Consider the following 14,826-nt stretch of genomic DNA (forward strand, 5'->3'; position numbering starts at 1 on the left):
CTTATTCTTAGAACCCTTCTCCAAAGCTCTTGTCCACAGGGAGAGAGGCTTTGATTTTTGCTCTCTTTCCCTGGTAGGGAAGGGTTTGGGGGTTAGGTTTGAGAGAAACTCGCACATTACGTGGTTTATCTATACACTATTATTAACAAAAACTCAAGCAGATGTATTGGATGATTGTAACTTAATCCCCAAAACTTGAGTGTAAGCTCCTCGTGCTTGAGTAACGCCAATTGTGCGTTCGGCTGATTCTATCATCGGACGACGCAAACTCACAACTATAAATTGCGCTTGTTGTGACTGTTGTTTAATCATTCTAGCTAATCGCTCTACGTTTGCTCCATCTAGGAACATATCTACTTCGTCAAAGGCGTAAAATGGCGATGGGCGGTAGCGTTGCAGGGCAAAAATAAAGCTCAAGGCTGTAAGTGATTTTTCTCCCCCAGACATGGAAGCTAGGCGTTGTACTGGTTTCCCTTTGGGATGTGCGACTAAATTTAGCCCACTACTAAAGGGATCTTCTGGGTTTTCGAGTTGTAAGAAGCCGTCACCGTCTGAAAGAATGGCAAAAATCGATTGAAAGTTTTCGTTAACAGCGTCGAAAGCTTCTTTAAAGGCAAGTTGCCGCAATGTGGTAAAGTTTTCAATCCGTAAAAGTAGTTCGGTGCGTTCCCCTTCTAGTGTCTCTAATTTTTGCGTGAGTTCTTGGAGACGGTTTTGCGTGCGTTCGTATTCTTCCAATGCCAGCATATTAACAGGTTCCATTGCCTGTAAGCGTTTGGTAAGCGATCGCAATTCTTTTTGCAATTCTTCCAAATCTACTTTATCTGGAACTTCCGGCAACGGATTTGGTAATTCTGCTCCCACATCTCGCAACTGGCTTTGTAATGCAATTAGTTCTTCGCGGCGCTTCTCTTGGGTTTCTTGGAGTTTTTGGATTTCCCATTGCAATTGTTGTTGGCGCAAAAGATGCGATCGCACTTCTTGTTCTGTAGCGTCGCGTTTTTGTTTTTCTTCTCCTAAATTTTGTTCCATTTGATTTAACGATAAACGGGTTTGGGTGATTTGGTCGTCTAGCGTTGTGGTTTGGCTCAAGACGCGATGAATCGCGTCTCTACAAGAGGTTTGTTGGGTTTCGTATTCGGTGATTCGCGTTTCTGCTTCTTGGATTTTTTCTTGTAAACGTTGTTGCTGATTTTCTAAATTTTTTAATCTTTGTTCGGCTTCGCGTAATGCTGTTTCACGTTGTTGCAATTGTTGCTCTTGAATTTTAATTGTCGCTTGGATTTGTTGCCATTCGCTGGGGGTTTGGGATGCTTCTAACTCTGCTAAGGCGTGTCGCAATTGTTGCAATTCATTTTCTTGTCCTGGTAATTCCCGCTCTAAGATTTCTAATCGGGATTGAGCAGTGGCTAACTTTTCGCTGTTTTGGGCGAGTTGCGATCGCCTCCCCTCTAATTGCGCTGTCAAATTCTTAATATCTTTTTGCAACTGTTCCAATTGCAACTGCTGTTCACGCCGCGCCTGACGCGCTTCTGTGAGTTCTTGCGTCAGTTTTTTAGTTCTGGCTGACAAAGTAGCGATCGCTTCTGTACAACGTTCTAAAACTCGCTCAATATCCACCAAGCGAGTTTTTAAAGCGATCGCTTCATCAGATTCCGCCGCTTCCGCATTGCCAAACCGCAAGGCTGAACGCTGGGTGTTGCTACCACCAGTCATTGCACCACTGGTTTCTAAGAGTTCCCCGTCTAAGGTGACGATGCGATATAATCCTAAATTTTTCCGCGCCGCTTCCAGGTTGGCAAAAACTACAGTGTTCCCAAAAACATAGCTAAATACATCTTTGTAACGGCGATCGCAATCGACTAAGTTAACAGCATAGTTAACGAAACCGCTAGCAAAACGCAGTGTTGCATCTTGAGTAAATTTGGGAGCGTGAATTTTATTCAGGGGTAAAAAAGTTGCTCTCCCTGCACGCTTCTGTTTGAGTAGTTCAATCCCTGCGGCGGCGATGCTGTCATCTTCCACTACAATATGTCCCAAGCGTCCACCGGCAGCCATTTCTAAAGCTAGTTGATGACGGGGTTCTACTTTTCCTAACTGCACAACTAAGCCACAAAGTCCAGGCATTCCCGATTGTAAAATGACTTTACTCGCTTGGGTTCCTTGGACTTCTTGCTGTGCTTGCGCTTGCGCCTCTATTTTATCCAACTGGCGTTGTTTTTCTCGTTGTTCAGAAAGTAACCGTTTTTGAGTTTCCTGTTGGATTTGCAGTTCTTGTTCTGTAGCTGAGAGATTTTGGGCTAAATTTTGGATGGGTTTGCTAGAGGCGTTAAATTCAGTTTCAATTTGACTACATTCAGTTTGTTTTTGAGCTAATAGCGGTTCGTCGCGTTCAATTAGCTGGGTTTGTTCGGAAATTAATTGCTGTAACTGATTATTGCGTTCTGTGAGTTGTGCTTTTTCTGTGCGTTGCGGTTCTAGAGTTTGCAACAGAGTTTCAATTTGACGGTTGAATGCTGTTTGTTGCTGCACCCACGCTTCCGAAGCCGAGGCGATTTCTGCGGCGGCTTCGCGGGAGGTTTCTAGAGATTGGTGGGCTTCATTTCTTTGGTGTTGGGAAGACGTGATGAATCGCGTCTCTACAATTTGGGTTTCGGCAATTTCTTCTAGGGAATGACGGTGTTTTTGAATTTCTTGCTGAGTTTGAAGCAGACGTTTGGCGGTTTCTTGGGAAGTCGTTTGTAATTCGGTTAGCTGACGCTGGAGTTGCTTTCGTTCTGCTTCTTGGGTGGCGAGGGTAGATTGTACTGCCAAAAGTTCCTCTTCTCCCAATGCTTTTACATGAGCATTGAGTTGTTCCAGTTCAGCAGTTTTTTGGACGATTTCAGAATTTAGGTTTGTAAGTTGGGTAGTGAGTTCAGTAGAATTGCGATCGCCTGTTTGAATTTCGTGAACTAACTTTTCTTGTTGTGCTTGTAGCGATCGCCATGATAAAACAGCTTCCCAGGATTGTTTCGCTAGAAATTCTGTGCGGAGTTTTTGATATTTCTCAGCTTTAGCCCGATCTTGGGAAAGGCGATCGCGCTGTGCAGTTAATTCCGTCTCGATAATCCGACAGCTATCTTCTTTTTCCTTCACCTCATTTAAAGTTGATTTGGCTTGGATGATTTTGCGATCGAATGCCGCCACCCCAGCCAATTCATCAATAATTTCTCGCCGTTCCCGCGCATTCATCGAGATAATGCTGGTGACATCCCCTTGCAGCACCACGTTATAGCCTTCAGGATAAACCCGCAGGTTACTTAGTTGTTCATGCAATTCCGTTAGCGTGCAAGATACACCATTGATATAGTAATTCGACGTGTAACTTCCTTGGTGAGTGACTCGCAGCCTTCTAGTAACACTCCACTCAGTTGGGGAGTGGGGAGTGGAGAGTGGGGAGTGGGAATTTTCCTCATCTTCATCTACTTCTTCCTCTGCTTCCTCGCTCTGCGCCTTTGCGGCTTTGGGTAAAACATCTTCCCCTGATAAATCAAACGTCACAGTGACACTAGCCTCAATAGAAGCGCGTCCTTTAGAGGTTTGGGTGTTATTTACCAAATCTGGGAGGCGATCGGCTCGCATTCCCTTAGAACTGGAGAGTCCCAGGCAAAATAGCAGTGCATCTAGAATGTTAGACTTACCCGAACCATTTGGCCCAGATATGACAGTACACCCCGGTAGCAAAGGGACTGAAGTAGTGCCACCGAAGGATTTGAAGTTCGTAAGTTCCACGCGCTTGATATGCACCATAGGCGCTGGTTAACTGGGCTAATGAAGAACAAGTGTATCAACTAATTAAATATTGGCAAGAGGGTAGCGAGAAAATTAGAGATTTTCACACCACAGAGACGCAGACAACGCAGAGAGGGTAAGAGAATCGTGGTTTAGAGAAAAACAATACTGCTAGAGTTAGCACAAGCACGAGATTTTATTGCAGGCGCTCAAAAGCAACTATATCAAATCATTCAAGTTTTAGTTGAGATAACTAATTTAACAAGTTGTTGTTGGCAAAGCGATCGCTATCATGTGAGGAATATAACTTTATTTTAGTCACAGAACAAGTTTTAGTTTATGGAGAACTTAAGCGTCAACTTGCACAACGTTTTCGGTACGATGTTGATTCTTATTGCGATGCAAAAACGCAGTTTGTAGAAGGTATCCTTAAAACTTGCACTTCTCGATAGATAAATAAACCCATGATAAGTATTCTTTGGGGCGTCACGACTAATGAACTCATCTTTATTTAACCAAAAAAACAGGCCTTACACAGATGTAAGTCCTGTTTAAATTTTCTGATGATGTAAGCTGATTTAACTAATCCACGGTTAACTGAGAACTTCAGTTATTCTTTTATGGCATTTTCACAGCTTTAACTTTTGCTTCCACCTTCACTGTCTTTACACCTTGAACTTCTTTAACTAAAGTTTCAGCTTTCTGGAGTTCTTCAGCAGAAGTTGCTGTGCCTTTGAGGATAATTTCACCCTCTTTGTTTTCAACTTGTAACTTATTACCTGGTAAGCCTTTATTTAACTTTTCGCTAACTTCAGTTTTCAAGTCGCTCTTAGCTTTTGTTGCTGCCGTTTTTTCAGAATCGGTTTTAATAGTATCTGTACTAACTCCTAAAGGAGTCGTTTGGGTTGCGGGAATTTTGGCAGTAGTTTTATCCGCAGTTTGATTTATCTGAGAAGCTGGTGTTGCTGGTGCTTGAGCGGCTTCATTAGTAGTACTAGAAGTTTCTGAACCAGTTTTAGTAGCCTCTTGGCAGCCAAAAGTTCCAACTACCAAAATGCTACTAACTAGCAATAGAATTAGCTTTTTCATTATCTTCTCCAAATTGAATACTAGAAGCGATTAATTGAGGTGTGTGTGATAGTGAGGAGCAGATGTTAAAAAGCAATTAAATGTGAAGTAGCAAAAGTTTCCAAGCAATTGCTTAGGTTACTGGAAATTGAAACTTAGACGATTTCTTGAGGCTAAGATTTTGCAGCCATTATTGAGAAGCGCCAATTCAATTTTCCTGACGGTTGCTAACCAGGATGCGTCTACATCCACTCTGTAGCTCTCTATGAATTTAATGTAGATGCCCAGTAGCTCTTTCGGTGGTAGACTGTGCAGCCTTGCAGTAGTGACTCGATGTTATCAGATTTAAGTCAGTTTGGCGATATCTAAGCCTATGCAACTCAAAACTTCAGCATTTTTGCAATTCTGTGGCAGCAAAATTACCAACAAAATGTTACTTTAGAAAACTATGGCTTACTTACAATGCCCCAAATATCAGGAAATATTAGCCAATGCCGTACCTTACTTCCGCCCGCGAAATTAGTGCCATTGTTGCTGAATATACCAACGCTAAAACGCTGTGGATAGATACAGAAGTTGCTGACTATAAAAGTCGTAATCCCCGATTATCACTGATTCAGGTATTAGATAATCCCAAAGATATGAGTGGCGATCGCGTTTACCTTTTAGATGTTCTAGATCAACCTAATATTATAGCTGAATTTATTGAGAAAATTATGATAAATTCTGCCATTGAAAAAGTTTTTCACAACGCCAGTTATGATCTAAAACTTCTCGGTAACAAGAAAGCCAAAAATATTACTTGTACTTTAGATATGGCAAAAAAAATTCCCTACTATCTTTTACCTTTACCTAATTATCAACTCAAAACTATAGCTACGTCACTTTGTAGCTTTAACAATATTGAGAAACAAGAACAAACAAGCGATTGGGGAAAACGCCCCCTGACTGAAGAACAGATAGAGTATGCTTACTTAGATTGTATTTATCTGGCTCAAATTCACTCAAATTTATTAGATTTGCAAGCCCAAGCCAGCCCCGATCCCGCAACGGAAGACTTAATATCACTAAGTAGTAGATATTCGCAACTTGAGCAACAATACAAGTTGTTGAATTCAGAATTTGAGCATTTGCAAGAACGCATGAAAAAAGCTATGCAAGCTCAGAATATATCTGAAACTGCTTATTACAAACTAACTAGTTATGAACGGACTACAGTTAAAGCTACTTTTACAGAATTAGCAAGGCTAGCGCAAAGTGAAGGTATTAATTTAGATTTTCCAATCACACTCACTCAGAAACTCAAAAAAGATTTAGGGTCAAATCTAGAACAACTTTCTGTAGATATTGAAAAAACCACCTCTTGGCGGCTAAGTTCCAAAACTCAAGAAAGTGATATTGAGGATGAGTAAATTGTTTAGGTGGCTACAAATGCCAGAATTTATGGAGTTATTATTTAGAATAAATCTTAATATATCAATTTTTTCCAATAGTATTCTAAAAAACATGAACAACAGTAGGTTACTGATCAGAAATCTATTGTCAAGAATTAAAGAGATGAAAATAGAAAAGAGCAAAACTGACAAGTTTTATACTTTATATTTTATGATTTTTCCTTAATATAACTATTAAATAAATTTATTGAAGATCAGGAAAATTTATAAATTAGTTTTAAATCTCTATCCAAAGTTAAAATAACTATTGAGTTAAAGAATTAAAATCTAGATTTTGCTACTAATTGCGTTCAGGTGTTATGGCAGTTTATATTAAATCATGAAACGGAGTTTATTTAAACAAAAGCGAACAAAGGTAAATCAAGTATTTACTATAGCTATTTTTACTACATTGAGCGCAATTAGCAGTGTTTCTTGTAGTAAGAATGAGAATGTTTTAGTAACAGAAATAGGAGTTAGTCAACCTAGCCGTAGTTCAGCTACAGCATTCAAAGGTGGGGAATTCTATCTTCAGGGAAAGAATCAGCATTTAAACGGCGATTTACAAGCTGCGATCGCTTCTTATGGTAAGGCAATTGCTCAAAATCCTCAATATGGCGCTGCCTACAACGGCCGGGGATTAGTCTACTTTGATTTGGGAGACAAGGAAAAAGCGATCGCAGATTACAATCAAGCACTTAACATCAACCCTAACGACGCGGAAGCCTACAATAACCGGGGAAATGCCCGCGCCTCACTAGGAAATAACACAGAAGCAGTAAAAGATTACAGTGAAGCGATTCGCCTGAATCCCAACTATGCCGAAGCCTACAATAACCGAGGAAATGCCCGCGCCACCTTGGGCGAAAGAAGAGAGGCGCTAGATGATTTTGACCAAGCAATTCTCCTCAACCCCAAATATGCGATCGCTTATAATAACCGAGGAAATGCCCGTGCTGCCAATGGAGAGCCACAGGGTGCGCTCGAAGATTACAATCAAGCCATTCGCCTCAACCCTAACTTTGGCGCTGCCTATAATAACCGGGGAAATGCCCGCGCCACCAATGGAGACAAGCAGGGGGCACTCAAGGATTTACAACAAGCAGCAAGCATTTTTCAAAGTCAGGGTAACAATGATTTATATGAACAAGTGATGAAAAATATTAAAGAACTTGGGCAGTAGGGAGTAGGGAGTGGGGAGTGGGGAGTGAGGGATGAGGGAGCAGGGGGAGCAGGGGAGGCAGGGGAAGAAATAAGCAATAGAATGCCCAATGCCCAATGCCCAATGCCCTATTCCCTATTCCCTATTCTTCAATAATCGGGTTGCGGAGGTCTTCTACCAGCGCTTGAATTTCTGCTGGAGGAGGTGGCGTTAGGCGCGAAACAACTAGGGTGACAACGAAGTTAATTAGCATACCCAAAGTACCAATTCCTTCGGGAGAAACCCCAAAAAACCAGGGTTGCATACCCCCAAATTTGACGCCGATAATGTAGATTATCGTAAAAATTAAACCCGTCAACATGCCGGCGATCGCACCTTCAGAATTGGTACGCTTGTCGAAAATCCCCAGAAAAATCACTGGGAAGAAACTAGCGGCGGCTAAACCGAAGGCAAAAGCTACCACCTCACTCACAAATCCCGGCGGATTCACCCCAAAATATCCGGCGAGGACGAGGGAAAAGCCTACCATGATCCGCCCGACAAACACCCGTTTTTGTTCTGAGGCTGATGAATCTATGATCCGGTAGTAAATATCGTGGGCGATGGAACTGGAAATTACCAGCAATAAACCTGATGCTGTAGACAAAGCAGCAGCCAAACCGCCAGCCGCTACCAAGCCAATCACCCACGGAGGCAGGTTAGCTACCTCTGGAGTAGAAAGCACAATGATATCTCGGTCAATCTTGATTTCATTAGTGTCTTTGTTTGGGGTTAACTGGAGACGCCCATCTTTATTTATGTCATCAAAACCCAAAAGTTTGGTTTTTTCCCACTTGGTCGCCCAGTCTAGCTGCTGCACTTCTGCAATCGAATGATTGTGCAGGGAATCGATGAGGTTGTAGCGGGCAAACATCGAAAGGGCTGGAGCTGTTGTATAAAGAATGGCAATAAATAGTAGCGCCCAACCAGCAGAATAGCGAGCTGCACGCACACTCTTTACTGTGTAAAACCGGACGATGATATGAGGCAAGCCGGCAGTGCCTACCATCAGGGCAATGGTAGTGAACAGCACATCTAGCATTGACTTGTTCACAAATGGCTGAGTATACGGCTTAAATCCCAGGTCAACCTGGATTTTATTGAGTTTGTCAGCAATATCACTGAAGGTAAATGCTAGCTGAGGAACAGGATTACCAGTGAGAAACCAGGCGATCGCGATCGCTGGAATCAGGTAAGCAAAAATCAACACACAGTATTGTGCTACTTGTGTCCAGGTAATGCCTTTCATCCCCCCCAGCACAGAGAAAAAGCCGACAATCACCATACCGATGATTACACCTGTATTGATATCTACTTGTAGAAAGCGGCTAAAAACAATGCCCACGCCCCGCATTTGTCCAGCAACGTAGGTAAGGGAGACGAAAATGGCTGCAACTACTGCCACTAAACGGGCGATATTAGAGTAGTAGCGATCGCCTACGAAATCTGGCACTGTATACTTACCAAATTTCCGTAAGTAGGGAGCTAGTAATAATGCTAGCAGTACATAACCGCCAGTCCACCCCATTAAATAAATAGAACCATCGTAGCCCAAAAAAGAAATCAGCCCCGCCATTGAAATAAACGAAGCTGCGGACATCCAATCGGCGGCGGTAGCCGCACCATTAGCAATTGAAGGTATCCCTTGGCCTGCTATAAAGAAGTCTTTACTATTTTCGACTCGTGATTGCCAACCAATATAAATGTAGGCGAGGAAGGAAAGTCCAACTAATACAATAGTCCAAATTTCAACTGACACGGTTTTTCCTCACTTCTTAATATTGTATTTTTGATCTAGTTTGTCCATTTGAAAGGCATAAATGAAAATTAAGGCCACAAATACCAGGATTGATCCTTGTTGCGCCATCCAAAAGCCAAAGGGTACGCCAAAAAACCGTATCGCATTCAAAGGTTGAACCAACAAAATACTAAAAATTAGGGAAACCAATGCCCAGACAATTAAAAGATTACGAATTAAAGCAGTATTAGCACGCCAATAAGAACGGCGCTGATCTTCATCCATCGTTGTTCATCATCATTGCGTTAGTGCATCAAAATAATACCAATAAGCCGTTGATATCCTGCCTAATGACTGTATTAATTTTTAAATTATTTAGTAAATAATATTTATTGTTTAAGTAATAAATTCTCCTAAATCACAACTGGTTAAAAATTACCGTATAGTTATTTGTGAACAAATGTTGCTTGATGAAGCTGAAATATACAATAAAACAGCAGCAATAAAGTAGTTTTTTATACTAATACTTTAATGTAAATTAAGTATTAACTATTAAGCATTTTAAGTCTTTAAATGCTAAAGATTTGTTTTTACTACCATAAAAGCAATTGATACTCATAAAAGTGAGTTAAGTTAACTTACAAAATATACGAATAATTACTGTGGATTATTACTTAGTATGTTTAATAACATTAATATAGCGATTTTGTTATTACACAGATGGGGCATTAGCAAAACATAGTAAATTATGATACAGATACTGTTTTATTGAGCTTTCGGATGCATTGCAGTCTGTATAGATGAGAACTTCTATCATCATGGTGAGAAAAAGCTGATTTTAACTAACTGATTCGCTTTATTCTCAACAACCAGCGTCTTCATAGATTTTTTAACTAGTCTTGGAAGCTGCACAAAAATAATGAACACGTTCAGGTAATCTGCGGTGACTGCACTTGCCCAACTGCAACTATTACAATTGTCACTCCTGAAGGCAAAATCCTTACAGATGCGAGTGTAGGCACTGGCCCGGTGGATGCGGTCTATCAAGCAATCAATCGATTGGTGCAGATTCCCAATCAACTAATTGAATTTTCCGTCCAATCTGTGACTGGTGGGATTGATGCACTAGGAACCGTGACAGTTCGCTTGAAGCATCAAGAGCGGATATTCTCTGGGCAAGCATCTGATACTGATATCGTGGTAGCCGCAGCTTACGCTCATATCAACGCCCTGAATCGTCTTTATCGTTACTTGCAAACTGAGAAATCCGAGTTTCATGAGATAAACTCTGCCGTTGTCTCTGGGTAGATCGGATGCGTTGCTGAATACAGGCATAAATCCTTGTAGAGAAGCGATTGTACCTATACATAAACGAGAACTGCTATAGCAAGAGCAGCTAAACATATACCAGCAGTGTTTTGTTCAGGGACAATAGAAAAAGCCCACCTAATACGATCGCAGTTATGACAACTACACTGACCTCTGCTGTTAAACCAAGAGCTGAAGATAGTTTTGCCATTAGCTTTGCACCATTGTCTCTTGAAGAAATCTATGCCTTATCTAACGATCCAGCCAACGGTGCTGTGGTTATCATGAGTGGCGTAGTTCGCAATCAAACTGATGGTCAACCTGTAATTGCTCTAGAGTATCAAGCTTACGAACCTATGGCATTGCGGATATTTTATCAAATTGCTGCTGATATTCGCTTATCTACGCCTGATGTGAATCGGGTAGTGATTCATCATCGCACTGGACGTTTGCAAGTTGGAGAAATTAGCGTTTTAGTCGCAGTAGGTTGTCCTCATCGGAGTGAGGCGTTTGAAGCTTGCCAATATGCTATTGATACCCTCAAACACCAAGCACCCATTTGGAAAAAAGAACATTGGGAAGATGGTTCTAGCCGTTGGGTAAGTATTGCTGCTTGCGAAACATCAGGAGAAAATTGTTAAAATTTCTGAGGTTATTGAACACGCTCAATTTATCCAGCAATTAGCGAACTATAACTTGTGCCACAGTTACGCCTGTCTTAGACATTGCTAAGTGCTGGATGACATCAACCAGTACTTTACCGTTTGGGTTTTAATTTTCCCAAAGCATAGTAAAAAATACGCGAGTTTTTTATTTGTTCAAAATCTAAACCAATCAGTAATCTCTAATTCCCAAATACCTACTTAATAGGAATATTTAATTTTTATTAAAATTTTATATTTGCAAAACAACAATTTATGTTGCATTTGTTTACAGAAAATGCATGACTCTATTGAGGTTTGTAAATAATTTGTATTTCTATAAGGAATATTCCTTTAGACTGATCTTCAACTGAAAAACGTGGGGACAAACACCAATGCATTCGTTAAATATATTTTGTCACGAATTTGTAGTTGCTGTTTCCTTTGTAGCTTGCATTGTTGGGCTGGTATTACTGTGGGACAGTAAACAGCAAAAAAATGATGTAGAAGAGACAGAGCGGATTTTATTTAGAATGAGCTTTACCTACTGGCTAGTTTACTGTGTAGCCTTTGGTATAGAAAAAATAGTTTTACCCGACTGGGAATCTGTACTCATGACTTTGAGAATAACTACAGCTCTGTCATATTTCTTAACTTTTTCTTGCGTCGTTAGTCTGCCACTACACAAATTTGCAGTCCACCGTGTTGAAGAATAGTTATAGGGCATGGGGAATTGGGAATTGGGCATGATTATTTCATAGCGATCGCTAATGCCGTTTCCAATTCTGACTGCGCTAAAGTGGTTAAAATAAAGACCTCTTGTACAGTCTTCCCCTGCCGTGCAATTACTTTATAGCCGCCGCGAATTGGTACTGAAACGCGCAGTTGCATTTTCGGGCAATGGCCTTTTGCCCGCCCAATCACTCCCGGCGTTACAGTTTGGATGTTGTCCTGCTGACAAAGACGTTCTAAAATGGGAATAAGACCATCAAGGTGGGTCGAGTGATTCCAAACCAGTCTGCCAGCTTTTTGCGTTCGCGTAGCGTCTCGTAGAGAAGCCGATCGGAGGGAATCTGCGGTGGGTTTGCCCATGATAATTAAGCTGCTTCTAGAGGTGCCATTGTCAAACCTGCTCGGTGCAGCTGCTGATGATAAAGTTCCGCAGGTTCTTGGGGCCCGACCCAGACGATCGCTTGACCTTCATAGTGTACCTGATTAGTTAGATCCCATGCGCGATCGCCAGTCATCCCTGGAATATATTTCATCAAACATTCACTCACATGTTGGAATGTATTAAAATCATCGTTTAATACAATCACTTTGTAATTCGGATAAGTCTTACGGGTAACTTGATTAGACCGTTCAGGAGCTTTAGTTGGTGCTGTGGCCATCCCGTAAACATCTGCTGAAAGTGTCATAAGCATAGAACAATTAAGCAAGATAATTTTACAAAACTACACTACAAGCAAGTAGTTTAGTCCATTGTCAGTTGTCATTCGTCATTTGTCCGTTATCCGTTGTCCTTAACAAATGACCAATGACCAATGACCAATGACAAATGACCAATAACTATCTATCGCCAATTATCCCAGTTTTCGTTAAAAATGGATGTATCGGGGAAGGCTGTGGGGTTGCCATTTTGTTGCAAAAGCCGTTTGAGTGCTTCCAATTGTGGCTCTTGTTTGGGTAAATCATCGACTAGTTGGTAGGGTGCGATCGCATTTTTCAGGGCAAAACTAGCAATAGTTCCCGCAGCTGCGCCAGAAGACCATTCAAAGGAATGGACTCGATAGGCAGCAGCAGCAATATGACTAGTAGCAATGCTTTTGCCTCCTACTAGTAAATTATCAATTTTCTGGGGAATCATTGCCCTCAGAGCAATTTGGAAGGGATAAGCTTGACCTGCACCACGCCTTTCACCTGGACGTTCTGTATTACCAGGGGCTTCTGGGGGACTATTCACCATGCAAGGATGGAAATCTATAGCGTAGTGACCAATACCCACAGCGTCGGGGAAGATGGTAGAACGAGTCCGTCGCATTGCTTTTTCTGGTGAGACTTTACCTTCAATTACTGATACTGCTTCCAAACCTGCAAGGGCTGCTCGTAGCCTCCGATACATATCTGCTGGCAGAGTCTGGGAGTAATACTGATCATTGTAATCTCGGCGAGAAATATCAATTTCCCAAATACCAAAGCCACCAGGTTGTCCCCAACTAGGGCGGCCAATGATCCGCCGTCCTTCGCGCATATAGGGATATTTCGATAAGCCATGTACTGTACCCATCGGGGAATTTAGCCCGGAAACAAAGCGGTTATTGCTTTGCTGCTGTTTTACACCCTCCCCCAACTGGGAATCTGTAGTCCCAGCTACTAACCAATAATAGAAAGAGAGGGCATTTTCCTCAGCTTTGCGGAGGGTTTCTGTTCGCAGTCCCCCCATCCAACCACCTGATTTTAACTGCCCAGTACTTTCTAACTGTTGGCGACTGTAAATCAGGTTATCTTGGGCTGTTCCAGGGCGGTAATCGTTACCCCAAGTCCAGTTTTGCATGGAGATGTCCCCTGGTGTAGGAGCAGTAAAACTTACACCACCGAATTTTTCTGGTTTTCCTTTGTTTGGACTCAAAATGCGACGATAGGTAAAAACTAAGTCAAAGTTAGCCAGTCGCTTTAATTCATAGCTGAAATATGGGGCGTATTGTGGATAAAATGCTGGCATCGTCTGCGGTTGCGGTTCCTTTGTGGCCTCCATTGCAAAGGTGTAGGTAAAGCCTTGAGGGCAATAAGGGTCGTTATTGGCGCTGGAAGCAGAAGGTTCTAGGTAAGAAAGGGCATCAATACCTAATCGGTAGGGGACATCAGCAAGGGCGATAATTTCTCCAGTTTCGCTCGCGTCTATGACGTACCATTTAGGAGCATCCCCTTTATCTGCCTTGGGGAGGAAACGAACAATAGTTTTGGTAAATCGAGATGAGTTTTCGTAGCTATAAGAATCTTCAATACTTTGAGATAAAGTAAAGGTATTGAGCGGTGGTGCGCCTTTTGGTGGTTGATGTTGAATAGCGATCGCACCATTAATTATTTTGCCATCAGCAGCGATTTCCAAATCCTTAATTACCGTGTTGGGAAACCATTGCAACTTCCCTTTGCCCTGCTTCTCGGCATCTTTGAGCATCTGAACCAAAATTGTGTGAGCATCGCGGGGGAGAAAGCAAGAGTCACTTACCCAACAATCACCGGGGTTAAGTTCACCGTATTTGCGCCCAATGCGGTTTCGCAATTCCATGTAGCCGCGAGAATAGAATTTGAGGGCACGCTGAGTTGGGCGTTCGTCTAACGCAGATGTCCCTTGAGAAGAAATTTGTCCTCCCAGCCAGTCAGTAATTTCCGTAAGACAAACCGTTCGTCCTGCTAGTAACCCCTCGTAGGCTGTGGCTGCACCAGATAATCCACCACCAACAACTAAAATCTCGCAGTTGACAGTTTTATCTGGGGTTCTTGGTGGTGCGGCGTTTGCACCATCAAATGCAACTAAGGTAGATACTAAATTGAGACTGATTAGCGATGTCAAGCTATAGGCTACTTTGTGTCTGCGCTTCATGGTAAAAAAAACTGCTCCAAATCCTGTGTCATCTTGTAGAAGGTAGCATCCAGGAAATG

General features: G+C 42.0%; 12 protein-coding genes and 1 pseudogene. 6 read left to right on the forward strand and 7 right to left on the reverse strand.

The genetic code is table 11. The annotated features are described in order from the left end of the window. Positions 1-153: 153 nt before the first annotated feature. A complete protein-coding gene (smc, locus tag CDC33_RS05070; RefSeq protein ID WP_109007562.1) occupies positions 154-3,792 on the reverse strand; it encodes a chromosome segregation protein SMC in 3,639 nt (1,212 codons plus the stop codon). 254 nt (positions 3,793-4,046) lie between these two features. Between smc and CDC33_RS41575 the strand changes: the two genes are divergently transcribed. Further along, positions 4,047-4,226 (forward strand): GrpB family protein, encoded by a 180-nt coding sequence (locus tag CDC33_RS41575; RefSeq protein ID WP_369694381.1) that lies wholly within the window; start codon positions 4,047-4,049, stop codon positions 4,224-4,226. A 166-nt stretch (positions 4,227-4,392) separates the two neighbouring features. On the opposite strand, the gene CDC33_RS05080 is transcribed toward CDC33_RS41575, so the two are convergent. After that, entirely contained in the window at positions 4,393-4,863 is a 471-nt protein-coding gene (locus tag CDC33_RS05080) for a BON domain-containing protein (protein ID WP_109007564.1), read from the reverse strand. A gap of 470 nt (positions 4,864-5,333) precedes the next feature. On the opposite strand from CDC33_RS05080, the gene CDC33_RS05085 reads away from it, so the two are divergent. Continuing rightward, positions 5,334-6,254, forward strand: coding sequence for a ribonuclease D (locus CDC33_RS05085; RefSeq protein WP_109007565.1), 921 nt, complete (start codon positions 5,334-5,336; stop codon positions 6,252-6,254). 361 nt (positions 6,255-6,615) lie between these two features. Continuing rightward, positions 6,616-7,458 (forward strand): tetratricopeptide repeat protein, encoded by an 843-nt coding sequence (locus tag CDC33_RS05095; RefSeq protein WP_109007567.1) that lies wholly within the window; start codon positions 6,616-6,618, stop codon positions 7,456-7,458. 121 nt (positions 7,459-7,579) lie between these two features. Here CDC33_RS05095 and CDC33_RS05100 read toward each other — a convergent pair whose 3' ends face one another. Together CDC33_RS05100 and CDC33_RS05105 are read right to left on the reverse strand one after the other, a co-directional pair. Continuing rightward, entirely contained in the window at positions 7,580-9,235 is a 1,656-nt protein-coding gene (locus CDC33_RS05100) for a sodium:solute symporter family protein (protein WP_109007568.1), read from the reverse strand. Positions 9,236-9,244: 9 nt separating this feature from the next. Then, a complete protein-coding gene (locus CDC33_RS05105) occupies positions 9,245-9,499 on the reverse strand; it encodes a DUF4212 domain-containing protein (RefSeq protein WP_109007569.1) in 255 nt (84 codons plus the stop codon). 636 nt (positions 9,500-10,135) lie between these two features. On the opposite strand from CDC33_RS05105, the pseudogene CDC33_RS05110 reads away from it, so the two are divergent. From CDC33_RS05110 to CDC33_RS05120, 3 genes and pseudogenes are all read left to right on the forward strand, one after another. Beyond that, positions 10,136-10,522: pseudogene (locus tag CDC33_RS05110) on the forward strand (alpha-isopropylmalate synthase regulatory domain-containing protein); the annotation flags it as partial. 155 nt (positions 10,523-10,677) lie between these two features. After that, complete coding sequence (locus tag CDC33_RS05115; RefSeq protein WP_109007570.1) at positions 10,678-11,163, forward strand: molybdenum cofactor biosynthesis protein MoaE; 486 nt, start codon at positions 10,678-10,680, stop codon at positions 11,161-11,163. Positions 11,164-11,558: 395 nt separating this feature from the next. Continuing rightward, complete coding sequence (locus CDC33_RS05120; RefSeq protein ID WP_109007571.1) at positions 11,559-11,879, forward strand: hypothetical protein; 321 nt, start codon at positions 11,559-11,561, stop codon at positions 11,877-11,879. Between the two features lie 34 nt (positions 11,880-11,913). On the opposite strand, the gene CDC33_RS05125 is transcribed toward CDC33_RS05120, so the two are convergent. From CDC33_RS05125 to CDC33_RS05135, 3 genes are all read right to left on the reverse strand, one after another. Further along, on the reverse strand, positions 11,914-12,255 hold the full coding sequence (locus CDC33_RS05125; protein ID WP_109007572.1) for a DUF2103 domain-containing protein: 342 nt from the start codon (positions 12,253-12,255) through the stop codon (positions 11,914-11,916). Positions 12,256-12,260: 5 nt separating this feature from the next. Beyond that, positions 12,261-12,587: an ATP-dependent Clp protease adapter ClpS gene (clpS, locus tag CDC33_RS05130; protein WP_109007573.1), complete on the reverse strand. Its 327-nt coding sequence runs from the start codon at positions 12,585-12,587 to the stop codon at positions 12,261-12,263. A gap of 149 nt (positions 12,588-12,736) precedes the next feature. Beyond that, the gene (locus tag CDC33_RS05135; RefSeq protein WP_109007574.1) at positions 12,737-14,767 is read right to left on the reverse strand and encodes an FAD-dependent oxidoreductase; all 2,031 of its coding nucleotides are present in this window, start codon (positions 14,765-14,767) and stop codon (positions 12,737-12,739) included. Positions 14,768-14,826 lie beyond the last annotated feature (59 nt).

This window comes from Nostoc commune NIES-4072, assembly GCF_003113895.1.
Classification (GTDB): Bacteria; Cyanobacteriota; Cyanobacteriia; order Cyanobacteriales; family Nostocaceae; genus Nostoc; species Nostoc commune.